The sequence below is a fragment of the Photorhabdus temperata genome (assembly GCF_025384845.1).
GTDB classification, from domain to species: domain Bacteria; phylum Pseudomonadota; class Gammaproteobacteria; order Enterobacterales; family Enterobacteriaceae; genus Photorhabdus; species Photorhabdus temperata.
Map to the genome: position 1 here is coordinate 35024 of NZ_JAJAFX010000037.1, position 17842 is coordinate 52865.

1 protein-coding gene is annotated in these 17842 nt (G+C 54.5%); it reads right to left on the reverse strand.

The genetic code is table 11. From position 1 onward, the window contains the following. Positions 1-496 precede the first annotated feature (496 nt). Positions 497-17842 (reverse strand): non-ribosomal peptide synthetase (locus LGZ99_RS15130; RefSeq protein WP_262979286.1); only part of this gene is annotated, 17346 nt, incomplete at its 5' end.

Genomic DNA, 17842 nt, shown 5'->3' on the forward strand with positions numbered 1-17842 from the left:
TAATAAAATATAATTTCAACTACAAATAAGATTCCAAAATAGCGCTACATCTTATGCCGACAATAATTCTATTTATAACAATTGGTTGAAGGAGGCCATGTATGGCAGAATTATGAAATGTTATTTATTCACCATACTTATCACTACTAATTATTTTAATGAAAAATAGAGATTATTGAATTAAGATCAATTCAATCAACACATGTTGTTATTAATAAATAAATTACTATCATCACATGTTACACCAACTCTTCAGAATCATTTTTTTAAAAAACCAAATAATAACCACACAATTAAATATATTTCCAATATGGTAATAAAACTAAATTACACACCGAAAAATAACAACAATAGCAAAAAAACCTGATTAAATAACTTATATGGAAATTAGCCATTCCCTTATCTTGTCTTAATATAAAAATAATCCGGTATAAACAACATATACCGGATTATTACGACAACATTAAATTATTCTATATTTCTTAATCTATCCGTACTATAGCGTTTCCCCATCACAATGCATTGCCAACGCCCTATTTATAGCCTGAGCTAAAGAGATTCTATTCTCATTATCCTCCAATAAACTAAAATGGTTACCCGGAACAGCAATCAACCGAAGTGAAAGATCAGGCATTACCTGCGCCCAACCTAACGATGGTTCGCTATTTAACGACTCTGGCTTTTCATCCGTGACAAAAGAAATAGCAGGAGAAAGCTCTATCGCATAAAACTGATGCAGCGTTACCGCTAATGCCTGCGGTTCATACTCTCTGACTATTTGTGCATAACGCGCTATCTGCTCCCAACGTTTGGCGATTAAATCAGGGCACAGATTGGCGGGATATAACGCCAATTCCTGTGCCGTTTCAATAAACTGTACCAAACTCAACTCATCAATTCGCCGGTACAACGCCACGACCTCTTCTGTGCACTCTTCCTCTGACTGCCGGGCCAGCTCAGTAAAGAAATGATATTTGGGTTGCATGGCCTCTTTCCCTAAATAATGAGGCGCTGGCGTATCAATCCCCCCCAAGAAGTTCACTGTCTCACCAACATACAAAAGCCGCTCGACAATAGCATAAGCCAATATACCGCCGGAAGAGTAGCCACATAGCCGGTACGGGCCTTCTGGTTGAACCACTTTCATCAAGCTGATCATTCTTGCCGCCTGTTCTTCCATCGTTAACATCGGTTCTTCACTGATGGACGGCCAAGGCAAGGCATAAACCGGATAGCCTGACTGGATATGCCGGGTCAGCCCGAAGACATAAGAATAGTCACCCATCCCACTGGGGACAAAGAATAGCGGCAGTCCTGTTCCATCAGGTCGCACCGATATAGCACCGCTTTGTGGCTGAGACAATAAATCTGACGTGATTTTAGATGCCAGTTCGGACAGCACCGGGAATTGGAATAAAGCATTTAATGTGCAAACCAAACCACAACTGGCGGCAAGATTGGTCATTCGCATGGCAAGCAGAGAGTGACCGCCCAGCACGAAGAAGCTGTCGTGCCGACTGACCTGCTCAACCCCCAGCAACTCACGCCAAATCGCTGCCAGTGCAATTTCCGTTTCCCCTTGTGGTGCTTCATAAACCTGACGGGCAAACGCTTCATTATCCAGCGCCGGCAGCATTCGACGATCCAACTTACCGTTCGGGGTCAACGGAAGTGCATCCAGCCGCACAAAGGCCGTTGGTACCATATAGTCAGGTAAAGTTGCACTCAGATGGATACGCAGGCTATTCGCCAGCCCCTCATCCGCTTGCACCACAACATAAGCGACCAGACGCTTATCCTGCGCTTCTCCCAACGCCAACACCACCGATTCACGTACCGCCGGGTGTTCTATCAGCCGGGCTTCAATTTCCCCCGGTTCAATGCGGAAACCGCGGACTTTAACCTGCTGGTCGTTGCGTCCCAGGAATTCCAAGTTGCCATCCGGCAGGTAGCGAGCTAAATCCCCGGTACGGTACATACGAGCACCCGGTTGATCACTAAACGGATCCATCAGGAAACGTTCAGCGGTCAATTCTGGCCGATTCAAGTAACCACGAGCGACAGCGACTCCCCCAATGTAAAGTTCACCCGTGACACCCATTGGGACAGGTTCCCCGTGGGTATTGAGAATATAAATTTGGGTATTGGATATTGGGCGACCAATCGGTACGTTATCGGCAAAACAGCTCGGGTGGTTGATATCAAACACGGTACAACCCACGACGGTTTCGGTTGGGCCGTACTCGTTGATGATGCGTGATCCAGGCGATAATGTCTGCCAAAGTGCAATAGTGGAACTGGGCAGTGTCTCTCCACCCACGATAAAGCAGTGAGCGGGGCATTTTTGTCCCACGGTTTTCAATTTCTGCCCCATTGCCGAAAGATGACCGGGAGTAATTTTAACCAAAGCACCCGATTCCATTGACAACAATGCGGGAAGCAATTCAACCAGCTCCTGCCCGTCACGGAGCAAATGGATCTTGCCACCACACAGTAAAGGCAGGTAAAGACTGGTGACCGTGGCATCAAAGGCTATCGATGACGAAACGATACTATTGAATTGTCTTTCAGTTAAGTAATCACTCCGCGCCCATAGCAGGTAGTTGCAGACACCACGATGTTCCAGCATCACGCCTTTCGGTGTCCCTGTCGAACCCGAGGTATAAATGACATACGCCAGATGTCGTGAAGTTAGTTCAGGTATTTGCGGGTTGTAGTCCCGCTGGTTGAGCAATGCATTTGGGTCAAGTACGGTGAGTTCTGCCAGTGCCTTCTCACCCAACGCAGCACATCCGGCTTTATCCGCCAGCAAAATAACCGGAGCGGCATCCGTCAGAATATGTGCCAGACGCTCCCCGGTATAGACCGGATCCAACGGCACATAGGCTCCACCGGCTTTTAGTATTGCCAATACCCCCACCACCATTGCGGGTGAACGTGACACACAAATCGCCACTCGCTGATCCGGCTCTACGCCCAGCGCAATTAGCTGATGGGCCAACCGGTTAGCACGAGTATTTAATTCCGCATAACTGAGGATTTGATCTTCATGCACTAATGCTGTGGCATTCGGGGTTTTCTCCACTTGTTGTTCAAACAACTGATGGATACATAACGCATCAGGATACGCAGTTTCCGTCGCGTTCCAGGTTTTTAACAACAATGTACGCTCCGATTCCGGCAGAGTTTCCAACTGCCGTACCGGCGTTTCAGGCGCTTGTTCAAGCGCCTCCACCAAACTCTCCAGCGCCTGTTGCATATAACCGCATATCCGATCCGCATCAAACGGCTGGACAACTTGAGCGGTTAATCCCAGGGATTCACCACAATCCTCCACCGACAACACTAACGGATAATTGGTTCTCTCCTGCGCATCAAGGAATTCAATCCCGCTGATCAGTTCATCCAGCGTTGTTGGCAATGCATTATGTCGATAGTTCAACAAGCTGCTAAAGAGGGGGATCTCTCCCTGCACATTACTGCAACGCTGGGCCAGCGCCAGTGAAGCATGTTCATGTTCCAATAGCCCAGCGAGTCGGGTATGGGCAGCCTGCACGCTGTCCCGTACCGGGGTATCATTGATATCCAACCGCAGCGGCAAGGTATTGATAAACAGCCCCATGCCACTATCAGCCCCTTCTCCCGCCGCCATGCGTCCAAACAGCACGGTGCCAAACACCACTTTCTCCTGATCGCTGGTATGCGACAATACCTGAGCCCAGGCCAGATGACACAACGCCGCCAAACTGACACCCAAACGCCGGGCCTGACCACGCAGACGATCATTCAACTCAGGCACCAACATCCGGTGGGATTCCATCACCTGTGAACCATCACTATGCACCTCCGTCAATCCGAACGGCAGCGTGGGTTCATCCACCGCCGCCAGCATATCGGTAAAGAAGCGGATATGCGCTTCCTGACTGACCCCCAACCGGGCCTCAGCCACCAAATTACGGAAAGAAACTGGGGAAGGCAGGCTGTCCTCCTGTTCGGTGAGATACGCCTGAACCTCACGGTTCATCACGTCCAGCGTAGTATGGTCACCAATCAGGTGATGCAGCAATTGCAGGACAATCCAGCGCCCATCGGCTTCTTGCGCCACCACAAACCGCAGCAATGGTGCCTGATTCAGGTCAAGACGATAATAACGAGGATTAAAACGTTGAGCCAGTTGTTCACAAATCGGCCCATCAGCCGGGTCCAGAGTCAATTCAATGACCGATAAAGGTGCCTGACGCCAGACGACCTGAGCCGGCACAGACAACTCTTGCCAGATAAAGGCGGTACGCAAAATATCGTGACGATCAACCACCTGTTGCACCGCCGCCAAATAACGGTCCAGCAGAGTCCGTTCAGCAAAGGCCATCTGGCTGACCACCAGATACGGATCCCCTTCGTTTGCCAGTAAGTGGTGGAACAAAATACCGTCCTGCAATGGTGACAAGGCATAGATATCCTGAATATGGGTCACCCCGCCCGGCACCTGTCTGACGATGCGGTCAATGTCAGACTGAGTCAGATCGATCAGCGGCAACATCTCTGGGGTGAGTGTCGTCGTCGCTGATGTAATGACGTTAGGCGGCACTATCACGGCTTGGTGCTGTCCCAATGTTTGGGCTAAATCTGACAGCATTGGAAACTGGAACAGATCACGCGCCGTCAGGGTCAACCCCTGGTGACGCAGGCGTTCAATCATCCGTACCGCGAGCAGTGAATGGCCGCCTAGGGCAAAGAAATTGTCATACCGGCTGATCTGTTCAATCCCCAGTAATTCACGCCAAATCGCCGCCAGGGTCATTTCCATTGCTCCTTGTGGCGATTCGTAAACCTGACAGACCACAGCTTCATTGTCCGGTGCCGGAAGCGCACGGCGATCCAGCTTACCGTTCGGGGTCAACGGAAGTGCATCCAGACGCACAAAGGCTGTCGGTACCATATAGTCAGGCAAAATTTTACTCAGGTGAACACGCAAACTATTAACCAGCCCCTCATCCACTGATGCCACCACATAGGCCACCAACCGTTTCTCCGGCCCATCACCCAATGCCAACACAACAGCCTCACGCACCGCCGGATGCTCTGCCAGACTCGTCTCAATTTCCCCCGGTTCAATGCGGAAACCGCGGATCTTAACCTGCTGGTCGTTGCGGCCCAGGAATTCCAGATTGCCGTCCGGCAGATAACGCGCCAAATCCCCGCTCCGGTACATACGCGCATCCGGGTTATCACTGAATGGATCCACCAAGAAACGTTCTGCGGTTAGTTCAGGACGATTGAAATAACCCAGAGCTACCCCATCTCCCCCGACATAAATCTCTCCGGCCACGCCCAACGGCACCGGCTGACCATAAACGTCCAGCAGATAAACACGCGTATTCGCGATTGGCCGGCCAATGGGGATGCGGATCGCTCCCCGCGCTAACGCCGCAATAGGATACATCGTGGTAAAGGTGGTTCCCTCGCTCGGACCATAGGCCTGCAATAATTGTTGTGGCGGACGATTATCCAGAACTTGGGCAATCACATGTAAATCAGGAATATCTCCCCCGAAAATCAGGATCTTAATCTGTGGAAGCACTGGGGATAACGCTACCGCCAGCCGGTTAAACAACCCGATAGTCAGCCACAACACTGTGATACGGTGAGTCTGTAACGCTCGTATTAACTCCGGTGGTGTCAATAACGTGGCACGATCGATAACCACCAGAGCACCGCCATTGAGCAACGGTGCCCAGACTTCAAACGTGCTGGCGTCGAAAGCCGGATTAGCCGTAAAGGCAACCCGATCATCCGGTCCAATTTCAGCATAGCCATTATTGATGACCAACCGGACTACAGCACGATGAGTCACTACCGCCCCTTTTGGCATGCCAGTTGAGCCGGAGGTATACATAATATACGCTGACTCGGTGCTGGAACGTGGTAAGTTAAAGTTGAGACACTCTTCCTCTCTACTCGTATTCGCCTTATCAGAGAGACGAAGCAGCGGAACAGCCAGATCCGCCGGAATATCTGCTCGTATATCGGTGAGCAACAACCGGGCGGAACAATCACTTATCAACCAATTCTTCCGCTCATCCGGCACACTGGGATCAACAGGCACGTAAACGGCGCCAGCTTTGAGAATAGCTAACTGGGCCACCACCAGTTCCATCGACCGCTCTAACAGGAGCGCAACATGATCACCAGGACAAACCCCTTGTTCGACCAGTTGACGGGCCAACCCGTTAGCATGCGCATTCAATTCCGTATAGCTCAGCGTCTTTTCTCCCGCGATCAGTGCTGTCGCTTCTGGGGTTTTCGCCACCTGCTGTTCAAACAACTGATGAATGCACAATTGCTCAGGATAGGCGGTTTCCGTCGCGTTCCAGGTTTCCAGCAACAACCGGCGCTCCGCCGGGGCCAGGATATCAATCGTCCCAACCGGCTGTTGAGCAGGCGCGACCATCGCTTGCAGCACCGCGTGCAGATATCCCACCTGTCGCGCCATTGTCGGGGCATCAAACAACGCCGAGGCATAACTCAGCGCACCGACAATCCTGCCCGCCTCTTCTGACAAGCTCAGTTCAAGATCAAACTTAACAACATCAAAAGGTTGATTGACCGGTGACACCGCCAGCCCCGGTAATTGCCACTCCGTTCCCTCCGTGCTCTGCCAGTCAAACATCACCTGGAACAACGGGGTATGCGCCAGCCGGCGCGGCGGCTGCACAATTTCCACTACCTGCTCAAACGGTAAATCCTGATGCGCCTGCGCCGCTAAGGCGGTTTGTCGTACCTGCGCCAGTAATTCCGTCACCGTCAGTTCGCCCGGGATATCAATACGCAACGCCAGCGTATTCACAAAGAATCCGATCAGCGGTTCCACCTCCTGACGACTGCGACCGGCACTCGGTGTCCCAATCACCACCGCTTCCTGACCGGACAGGCGCGACAGGACCACGGCCCAGGCTGACAACAGCGTCATAAATAACGTCACACCGTGCTGCTCACTCAGGCGTTTAAGCGCGGCCGTTAATGCCGTATCCAGGTTAACCGGCACGGTATGCCCGATAAACGACTGCTCCGACGGACGAGGCCGGTCAGTGGGTAAATCCAGCAGCACCGGGGCATCAGCCAGCATGGCCCGCCAATAGTCGGATTGCTCCCCGGTCCGTTCAGCCGACAGCCACTGACGCTGCCAGGCGGCGTAATCCGGGTACTGAATTGTCAACGGCGGCAACGGTGCCGGCTGCCCGGCCAGAAGCGCCGTATAGAATGCACTCAGTTCGCGTATCAGCACATCGACAGACCAGCCATCGGAAATAATGTGATGCTGGGTGAGCAGGAACCGGTATTCATCATCGGCAAGCCGGATCAGCGAAGCGCGAATAAGCGGACCACGCTCAAGGTCAAATGGGGCCCGCGCTTCTTCCGCACACAGGCGTTCAAGCACACCATCCGCCTCCGGGAGCCCACGTAGATCATGTTGGGATAACCGCAGGCCGCTATCCGGCGCCAACAGTTGCACTTGCGGCTGACCGTCAACAGAAACGAAAACGGAACGTAATGCGTCATGACGGGCAAACACACTATCCAGCGCCTGCTGCCAGGCCACGCTATCCAGCTGACCGCACACGTGCAGAGCCATCGGAATATGATAAGTCTCACTGACCCCCTCAAGCTGCGCCAGGAACCACAGGCGCTGTTGAGCAAATGACAACGGTAACTCACCCTCACGGGATATCGGCAGGATGGCCGGCAGGACCATGTCCGCCTGACCAGACCCGCCCTGCATGACCTCAGCCAACGCCAGCAAAGTGGGGAATTTAAACAGGGTCGCCAGCGACAGTTCAACCCCGAAAGCCGCGACCCGGTTCATCACCCGTACCGCCAGCAACGAATGCCCCCCCAACGCAAAGAAATTATCATACCGGCTGATTTGCTCAATCCCCAAAATTTCACGCCAAATCGCTGCCAGGGCAATTTCTGTTTCTCCCTGCGGCGCGGCATAAACCCGGTGGGCATAAGCTTCATTGTCCGGGGCCGGCAATGCCCGGCGATCCAGTTTACCGTTCGGCGTCAACGGCAACGCCGCCAGCCGCACAAAGGCCGACGGCACCATGTAGTCAGGCAGCTGAACACTCAGATGGGCACGCAGGCTATGAATCAATCCCTCATCCGCCGGCGCCGCCACATAAGCCACCAGCCGTTTCTCCGGCCCGTCACCCTGTGCCAATACCACCGATTCACTCACGGCCGGGTGCTCCAGCAACCGGGCCTCAATTTCCCCCGGTTCAATCCGGAAACCACGGATTTTCACCTGCTGGTCGTTGCGGCCCAGAAACTCCAGATTGCCGTCCGGCAGATAACGCGCCAAATCCCCGGTCCGGTACATCCGCGCCCCCGGGTTATCACTGAACGGATCGAGAAGGAACCGTTCCGCCGTCAGGTCAGGGCGATTGAAGTAGCCCCGCGCCACCCCCGCCCCGCCGATATAAATTTCACCCACCACGCCCAGCGGCACCGGCTGGCCATAAACGTCCAGCAAATAAAGGCCGGTGTTGGCTATCGGACGCCCGATACTTTCAATAATCCTGTCACCCCGTTGTATCGACAGCCAGGCAGAATACGTTGTCGTTTCGGAAGGCCCATAGAGATTACATAACCGCTGTACCGGCGCTTCTGCAAAAATCTGTTCAATCAGGGCACGTTTAAGCGGTTCACCCGCCAGATTGACGGTATGAACCGACGCCATCAGCGCCTGAGCCTGCAATAACGGTTTCATCGCCGACGGGACTGAGTTAATCAGGGTCACCGGCAAAGCATGCCGCATCAATGACAGGACATCATCGACCAGATGAATCGCCGCACCACAAGACAACGGCATAAGAAATTCAAAAATGGACAGGTCGAAATTCATTGACGTCGAGAAAAGCGTCTCCCGGATCTCTTCCGCCCCAAAAGCCTGTTGTGCCCAGTGCAGGAAGTTCACGGTATTCCGGTGCTCAATCATCACCCCTTTTGGCACGCCCGTGGAGCCGGAAGTATAAATCACATAGGCTAAATGACGGTCAGTCAGCCCCGCTCTCTGCGGGTTGCTGTCCGCCTGTTCAGGCAAGATATTGGGGTCAAGTACCGTCAATCCGGTCAGGGCTGGCTCGCCCAGCGCCACACCCCCGGCCTCATCCGCCAGTATTACGGACGGCGCAGCATCATGCAGGATATGCGCCAGACGTTCACCCGGATAAGCCGGGTCCAGCGGCACATAAGCCCCGCCCGCTTTCAGTACGGCCAGCAATGCCACCACCATGGCCGGAGAACGTGACACGCAAATCGCCACCCGCTGATCCGGCCCGACACCCAGTGCCATCAGCTGATGGGCCAGCCGGTTGGCACGGGCATTGAGTTCGGCATAACTGAGGGTCTGCTCTTCATCTTCATACACTAACGCTGGCGCGTCAGGCGTTTTCTCCACCTGCTGTTCAAACAACTGATGAATGCACAATTGCTCAGGATAGGCGGTTTCCGTGGCGTTCCAGGTTTTTAACAGCAACGTACGTTCCGCTTCCGGCAGAATTTCCAATGCCCGAACAGGCATTTCCGGGGCCTGCTCCAGGGCCGCCGCCAGACTTTCCAGCGCCTGTTGCATATAACCGCACAGGCTTTCCGGATCAAACGGTTGCACTACCTGAGCCGTCAGCCCCAGGGCTTCCCCAAAATCCTCCACTGACAGCATAAACGGATAGTTGGTCCGCTCCTGTGCGCTCAGAAACTCAATACCCCTGATGATGCCATCCGACGTTGCCGACAAAGTATTGTGCCGATAATTCAACAGGCTATTAAAGAGGGGGCGTTCACCCGGCACACCGCTGCAACGCTGGGCCAGCGCCAGTGACGCGTGCTCATGTTCTAATAATCCGGCCAGCCGGGTATGAGCGGCCTGTACGCTGTTCCGTACCGGCGTTTCATCAATATCCAGACGCAGCGGCAGGGTATTGATAAACAATCCCATACTGCTGTCTGCCCCTTCCCCCGCCTGCATACGTCCAAACAGCACCGTGCCAAACACGACATTCTTCTGACCACTGGTACGCGACAACACCTGAGCCCAGGCCAGATGACATAAAGCCGCCAGACTGACGCCCAGATGTCTAGCCTGATGACGCAAACGGTTATTTAGCTCAGCTGGCAACATCCGGTAGAATTCCTCCACCTGCGAGCCATCACGATGCACTTCCGTCAAACCAAACGGCAATGTCGGTTCATCTACGTCAGCTAACAGGTCAGTAAAGAAACGGGTGTGTTCTTCTTGACTCACCCCCAATCGGGCCTGCGCCACCAAATTACGGAACGGTGTCGGCGCAGACAGGCTGCCCTCCTGCCCCGTCAGACACGCATGGACTTCGCGGTGCATCACTTCCATCGTTTCATGGTCGCCGATCAAATGATGCTGCAATTCCAGTAAAAGCCAGCGGCCATCGGTTTCCTGCGCCACCACAAAGCGCAATAACGGCGCTTCCCTCAAGTCGAGACGATGATGACGCGGATCAAAACGTCGGGTTAACTGTTCACTGATTGAACCGTCAGCCGGGTTCAGTGTCAGTTCAGTCACCGACAATTGGGCCTGACGCCAGACCACCTGCGCCGGCACTGACAATCCTTGCCAGATAAAAGCCGTACGTAAAATATCGTGCCGATCAACCACTCGTTGAACCGCTACCAGATAACGATCTAACAGAGACCGGTCAGCAAAGGCCATCAAACCCGTCAACAGATACGGATCCCCTTCGCTTGCCAGTAAGTGGTGGAACAAAATACCGTCCTGCAACGGCGACAACGCATAAATATCCTGAATATTGGCAATCCCGCCCGGCACCTGCCCAACGATGCAATCAATGTCAGCCTGAGTCAAATCAATCAGCGGCAACATCGCCGGTGTCAGCACCGTAGTACCCAGTGTAATACGGTTGTCAGGCACCTGAATTTCATCATTCTGAACCAGGGACTGCGCCAAAATACAGAGTGTTGGATGCTGGAATAGCGTTTTTACCGATACACTCAGACCGATACGCCGCAATCGATCAATCATGCGCACAGCAAGCAGCGAATGCCCTCCTAGCGCAAAGAAGCTGTCATACCGGCTTATCTGCTCAACGCCCAACAACTCACACCAGACAACCGCCAGCATCGTTTCCATCTTCCCGTTCGGCGCTTCATAGACCTGACGGGCAAACGCCGCCTCCCCCGGTGCAGGCAATGCCCGGCGATCCAGCTTGCCATTCGGGGTCTGCGGGAAGGCATCCAAGCGCACAAAGGCCGCCGGTATCATATAGTCAGGTAAAACGGTACTCAGGTATTCACGCAAACAGGCAGCCAACCCCTCATGTACTTCCGCCACCACATAGGCGATCAGTCGTTTTCCCTGCCCATCATCCAGCACCAGCACCGCCGCCTCTTGCACCATTGGGTGTTCTGCCAGCCGGGTTTCAATTTCTCCCAGCTCAACACGGAAGCCCCGAATTTTAACCTGCTGATCGTTACGGCCCAGGAATTCCAAATTGCCATCTGGCAAATAACGGGCCAAATCGCCAGTGCGATACATCCGCGCACCGGATACCGGACTAAAGGGATCCGAGATAAAACGTTCAGTACTCAATTCTGGCAGGTTCAGATAACCCCGTGCTACACCGACGCCGCCAATATACATTTCACCCACGCAACCTAATGGTACTGGCTGACCGTATCTGTCCAGCAGGTAGACGCAGGTATTTTTAAGCGGCCGACCGATAGAACTATCATCTGCCGGGGATAAGACATCCTGACAAGTCGCCGTCACGGTATTTTCCGTTGGGCCATACGCGTTCAATAGCCGGGGTCGGTGGATCTCTCGCGCAAACCAGTCCTGAATGGCGCTCTTTTTCACCGCATCACCACCAATGATAATGAGCCGAAGACCATCCGGTAGCGGTAATGTATTGTTGTCTCTGGCAATCAGTTCGGACCAAAACAACGCAGGCAGAGACATCACCGTGATACAATTCTGCCAAGCCAAGGCAATAAATTCCGACATAGAAGCCAGCCAGCTGTCATCGCGCATGACCAGCGTGGCACCATTACATAATGTCGAGAAACATTCTTCCACTGAAACGTCAAAAGCAAAAGAAGCAAATTGCAACAGCCGATCTTGCGCCGTGACTGCATAGGTCTCATTAAAACCCAAGTGACGCTGATACACCGCCTGATGCTCTACCATCACACCTTTCGGCTGCCCAGTTGAGCCAGAAGTATAGATGACGTAAACCAAGTGCTCTGGCGTCAATTCAGCTACCTGCGGGTTGCGGTCCGACTGATCTAGCAAAGTATTCGGGTCAAGTATCGTCAGTCCGACCAACGCCTCGTCACCCAGTGCTGCTCGTCCAGTCGCATCAGCCAATATCACTGATGGAGCCGTATCATTCAGGATATACGCCAGACGCTCCAACGGATAAGTTGGATCCAGCGGCACATAAGCCCCACCGGCTTTCAGTACGGCCAGCAATGCCACCACTATTGCCGGGGAACGGGCCACGCAAATCGCCACCCGCTGATCCGGCTCAACACCCAGTGCAATCAGCTGATGGGCCAGCCGGTTGGCACGGGCATTGAGTTCGGCATAACTGAGGGTCTGCTCTTGATACACTAACGCTGTCGCCTCCGGGGTTTTCTCCACCTGTTGTTCAAACAACTGATGAATGCACAACGGGTCAGGATACGCGGTTTCCGTCGCGTTCCAGGTTTCCAGCAACAACCTGCGCTCCGCCGGGGCCAGGATATCAATCGTCCCAACCGGCTGTTGAGCCTGCGCGACCATCGCTTGCAGCACCGCGTACAGATATCCCACCTGTCGCGCCATTGTCGGGGGATCAAACAGCGCCGAGGCATAACTCAGCGCACCGACAATCCTGCCCGCCTCTTCTGACAAGCTCAGTTCAAGATCAAACTTGACAACATCACAGGCTTGATTGACCGGTGACACGGCCAGCCCCGGTAATTGCCACTCCGTACCCTCCGTGCTCTGCCAGTCAAACATCACCTGGAACAACGGCGTATGCGCCAGCCGGCGCGGCGGCTGCACAATTTCCACTACCTGCTCAAACGGTAAATCCTGATGCGCCTGCGCCGCTAAGGCGGTTTGCCGTACCCGCGCCAGTAATTCCGTCACCGTCAGTTCACCCGGGATATCAATACGCAACGCCAGCGTATTCACAAAGAACCCGATCAACGGTTCCACTTCCTGACGACTGCGACCGGCACTCGGTGTCCCAATCACTACCGTTTCCTGACCGGACAGACGCGACAGGACCACGGCCCAGGCTGACAACAGCGTCATAAATAACGTCACACCGTGCTGCTCACTCAGGCGTTTAAGCGCGGCCGTTAACGCCGTATCCAGATTAACCGGCACGGTATGCCCGATAAATGACTGCTCAGACGGACGAGGCCGGTCAGTGGGTAAATCCAGCAGCACCGGGGCATCAGCCAGCATGGCCCGCCAATAGTCGGATTGCACCTCGGTTCGTTCAGCCGACAGCCACTGACGCTGCCAGGCGGCGTAATCCGGGTACTGGATCGTCAACGGCGGCAACGATGCCGGCTGCCCGGCCAGAAACGCCGTATAGAGTGCGCCCAGTTCGCGTATCAGCACATCGACAGACCAGCCATCGGAAATAATGTGATGCTGGGTGAGCAAGAACCGGTATTCATCATCGGCAAGCCGGATAAGCGAAGCGCGGATAAGCGGACCACGCTCAAGGTCAAATAATGCACGCGCTTCTTCCGCACACAGGCGTTCAAGCACACTGTCCGCCTCCGGGAGCCCACGTAGATCATATTGGGATAACCGCAGGCCGCTATCCGGCGCTAACAACCGCACTTGCGGCTGACCATCAACCGAGACAAAGACAGAGCGTAACGCTTCATGACGGGCAAACACGCTATCCAGCGCCTGCTGCCAGGCCACGATATCCAGCTGACCGCACACGTGCAGGACCATCGGAATATGATAAGTCTCACTGACCCCCTCAAACTGCGCCAGGAACCACAGGCGCTGTTGAGCAAATGACAACGGTAACGCCCCCTCACGGGATATCGGCAAGATGGAGGGTAATACCTTACGCTGTTCATCAAACCGGGCACGCATTGCCTCAGCAAAGGCCATTAAAGTGGACGCTTCAAACAATACGCTCAATGGCAGTTCAATACCCAGCGCCGCTATCCGGTTCATCATCCGTACTGCCAACAACGAATGACCGCCCAACGCAAAGAAGTTGTCATGCCGGCTGATCTGCTCAATACCCAGGACTTCACACCAGATAGCCGCCAGCGCAATTTCAGCTTCCCCTTGCGGCGCTTCATAGACCTGACGGGCAAAGGCTTCCTCGCCTGGCGCCGGTAATGCCCGGCGATCCTGCTTGCCATTCGGGGTCTGCGGGAAGGTATCCAAACGTACAAAGGCTGCCGGTATCATATAGTCAGGTAAAATCGCACTCAGGTGTTCACGCAGACGGGCAACTAACCCGTCGTTCGCTGCCGCCACGACATAAGCCACCAGACGTTTATCCTGCCCATCCTCCCGCGCCAGCACCGCCGCCTCTTGTACCGCCGGGTGTTCCAGTAACCGGGTTTCAATTTCCCCCAGTTCAATACGGAAGCCGCGGATTTTCACCTGCTCGTCGTTACGGCCCAGGAATGCCAGATCACCGTCAGGCAGATAGCGGGCCAAATCCCCGGTGCGATACATGCGCGCACCCGCTACCGGGCTAAAAGGATCCCGTATAAAACGCTCTGCGCTCAATTCCGGCTGGTTAAGATAACCGCGCGCCACTCCAACGCCACCAATATACATTTCGCCAATGCAGCCTAATGGTACCGGTTGTCCATATTGGTCCAGCAGGTAGATGCGAGCATTTTTAGCCGGCCGGCCAATAGAATGCGCATCAGCTGGGGATAACACATCCTTATAGGTCACCGTCACCACATTTTCAGTCGGACCATAACCATTCAATAGCCGGGGCCGGTGGCCTTCCTGCCTGAACCAGTCCTGAATAGCATTCTTTTTGACCGCCTCACCGCCAATGATGATGAGCCGGAGGCAATCCGGCAACGGTAACCCAGTATCTCTGGCCGCCAGTTCAGACCAGAACAGGGTCGGCAGCGACACCACCGTAATACGATATTGCCGGGTTAAGGCAATAAATTCCGGTATCGAAGCCAGCCAACTGTCATCGCGAAGAACCAGCGTCGCGCCATTACATAATGACGAGAAAAAATCTTCCACTGAAACATCAAACGCAAAAGCGGCAAATTGCAGCACCCGGTCTTGTGCTGTGACGGCATAAGTATCATTAAAGCCCAGATACCGCTGATAAATCGCCTGATGCTCTACCATTACCCCTTTCGGCTGCCCGGTTGAGCCGGAGGTGTAAATCACATACGCCAGATGCTGTGGCGTCAACGCGGAGACTTGCGGATTACTGTCCAGCTGGTCTGGCAGGGTATTCGGGTCCAGTACCGTCAGCCCCGCCAGCGCGGCTTCGCCCAGCGCAGCCCGGCCAACCGCATCAGCCAATACCACCGCCGGGGCCGTATCATTCAGGATATACGCCAGACGTTCCCCCGGGTAGGTTGAATCCAGCGGCACATAGGCCCCGCCGGCTTTCAGTACCGCCAGCAATCCCACCACCATCGCCGGGGAACGGGCCACACAAATCGCCACCGGCTGGTCGGGTGTAACCCCCAACGCAATCAATTGATGGGCCAGCCGGTTGGCGCAGGCATTTAATTCGGCATAACTGAAGGTCTGCGCTTGATACACCAGTGCCGTCGCCTCCGGAGCCCGCGCCACCTGTTGCTCAAACAACTGATGAATACACAACGCGTCAGGATAGGCGGTTTCCGTCGCGTTCCAGGTTTCCAGCAACAGAGCACGTTCCGTTTCCGGCAGGATATTCAGCGCTCGTACCGGCATCTCCGGCTCCCGCTCAAGGGCCGCCGCCAGACTCTCCAGCGCCTGCTGCATATAACCGCATATCCTGTCCGGATCAAACGGCTGCACCGCACTAGCCGTCAGTCCCAAAGTGGATCCCCCGTCCTCCACCGACAACCCAAAGGGATAGTTAGTGCTTTCCTGTCCGCCCAAGAATTCAATCCCGGCCATCGTTTCATTCAGCGGATCCTGTTGATCATTATGCCGATAGTTCAGCAGGGCACTAAAGAGAGGCGTACCACTAGCAACCCCACTGCAACGCTGGGCCAGCGCCAATGAAGCATGCTCATGCGCCAGCAACCCGGCCAGCCGTAAATGGGCCGCCCGCACGCTGTCCCGTACCGGGGTATCATCAATATCCAGGCGTAACGGCAGGGTATTGATAAACAGCCCCATGCCACTGTCAGCCCCTTCTCCCGCCGCCATGCGCCCAAACAGCACGGTACCAAACACCACTTTCTCCTGACCACTGGTATGTGATAACACCTGTGCCCAGGCCAGATGACACAGCGCCGCCAGACTGACGCCCAAATGCCGGGCCTGATAGCGAAGACGGTCATTTAACTCGGTCGTCAGCATCCGGTAGGATTCCGTCTCCTGAGATCCATCATGATGCACGTTCGCCAGCCCAAACGGCAACGTGGGTTCAGTCACCGCCGCCAACATGTTAGTAAAGAAGTGGGTATGTTCCTCCTGACTGATACCCAACCGGGCCTGCGCCACCAGATTGCGGAACGGCACCGGCGCAGGCAGGCCGTCTTCCTGACCTGTAAGACACGCCTGGACTTCGCGATTCATCACATCCAGCGTGGTATGGTCACCAATCAGGTGATGCAGCAATTCCAGTAAAAGCCAGCGGCCATCGGTATCTTGAACCACGACAAAACGCAGCAGAGGCGCCTGACCCAAATCAATACGATAATGACGGGGATTAAAACGTTGAACCAGTTGATCACCAACCGGCCCATCAGCCGGGTCCAACGTCAATTCAGTGACCGACAACGGTGCCTGACGCCAGACCACCTGCGCCGGCACTGACAATCCTTGCCAGATAAAGGCGGTACGCAGAATATCGTGCCGATCAACCATCTGTTGTACCGCGGCCAAATAGCGGTCCAACAGAGGCCGGTTAGCAAAAGCCATCTGGCTGATCACCAGATACGGATCCCCTTCGTTTGCCAATAAGTGGTGGAACAAAATACCGTCCTGCAACGGTGACAGAGCATAGATATCCTGAAGATTAGCCACCCCACCCGGCACTTGCCCGACGATACGGTCAATGTCGGCCTGAGTCAGATCGATCAGCGGCAACATCACCGGGGTGAGTGTCGTCGTCGCTGACGTAATGACATTCGGCGGCACCACCACGGCCCGGTGCTGCCCCAACGTTTGGGCCAGTTCAGACAACACCGGCGACTGGAACAGGTCACGCACCGCCAATGTCAGCCCCAGGTTACGCAGGCGTTCAATCATCCGTACCGCGAGCAGTGAATGGCCGCCCAGGGCAAAAAAGCTGTCATGCCGGCTGACCTGTTCAACCCCCAGTAATTCATGCCAAATAACCGACAGGGCGATTTCTGTTTCGCCTTGCGGCGCCGCGTAAACCTGACGAGCAACGGCTTCACCATCCGGCGCCGGTAACGCACGACGATCCAGTTTACCGTTCGGGGTCAACGGCAACGCATCCAGCCGCACAAAGGCCGACGGCACCATATAGTCCGGTAAAGTTGCACTCAGGTGAGCACGCAGGCTATTCGCCAGCCCCTCATCCACGGGTGCCACCACATAAGCCACCAGACGCTTATCCTGCGCTTCTCCCAACGCCAATACCAC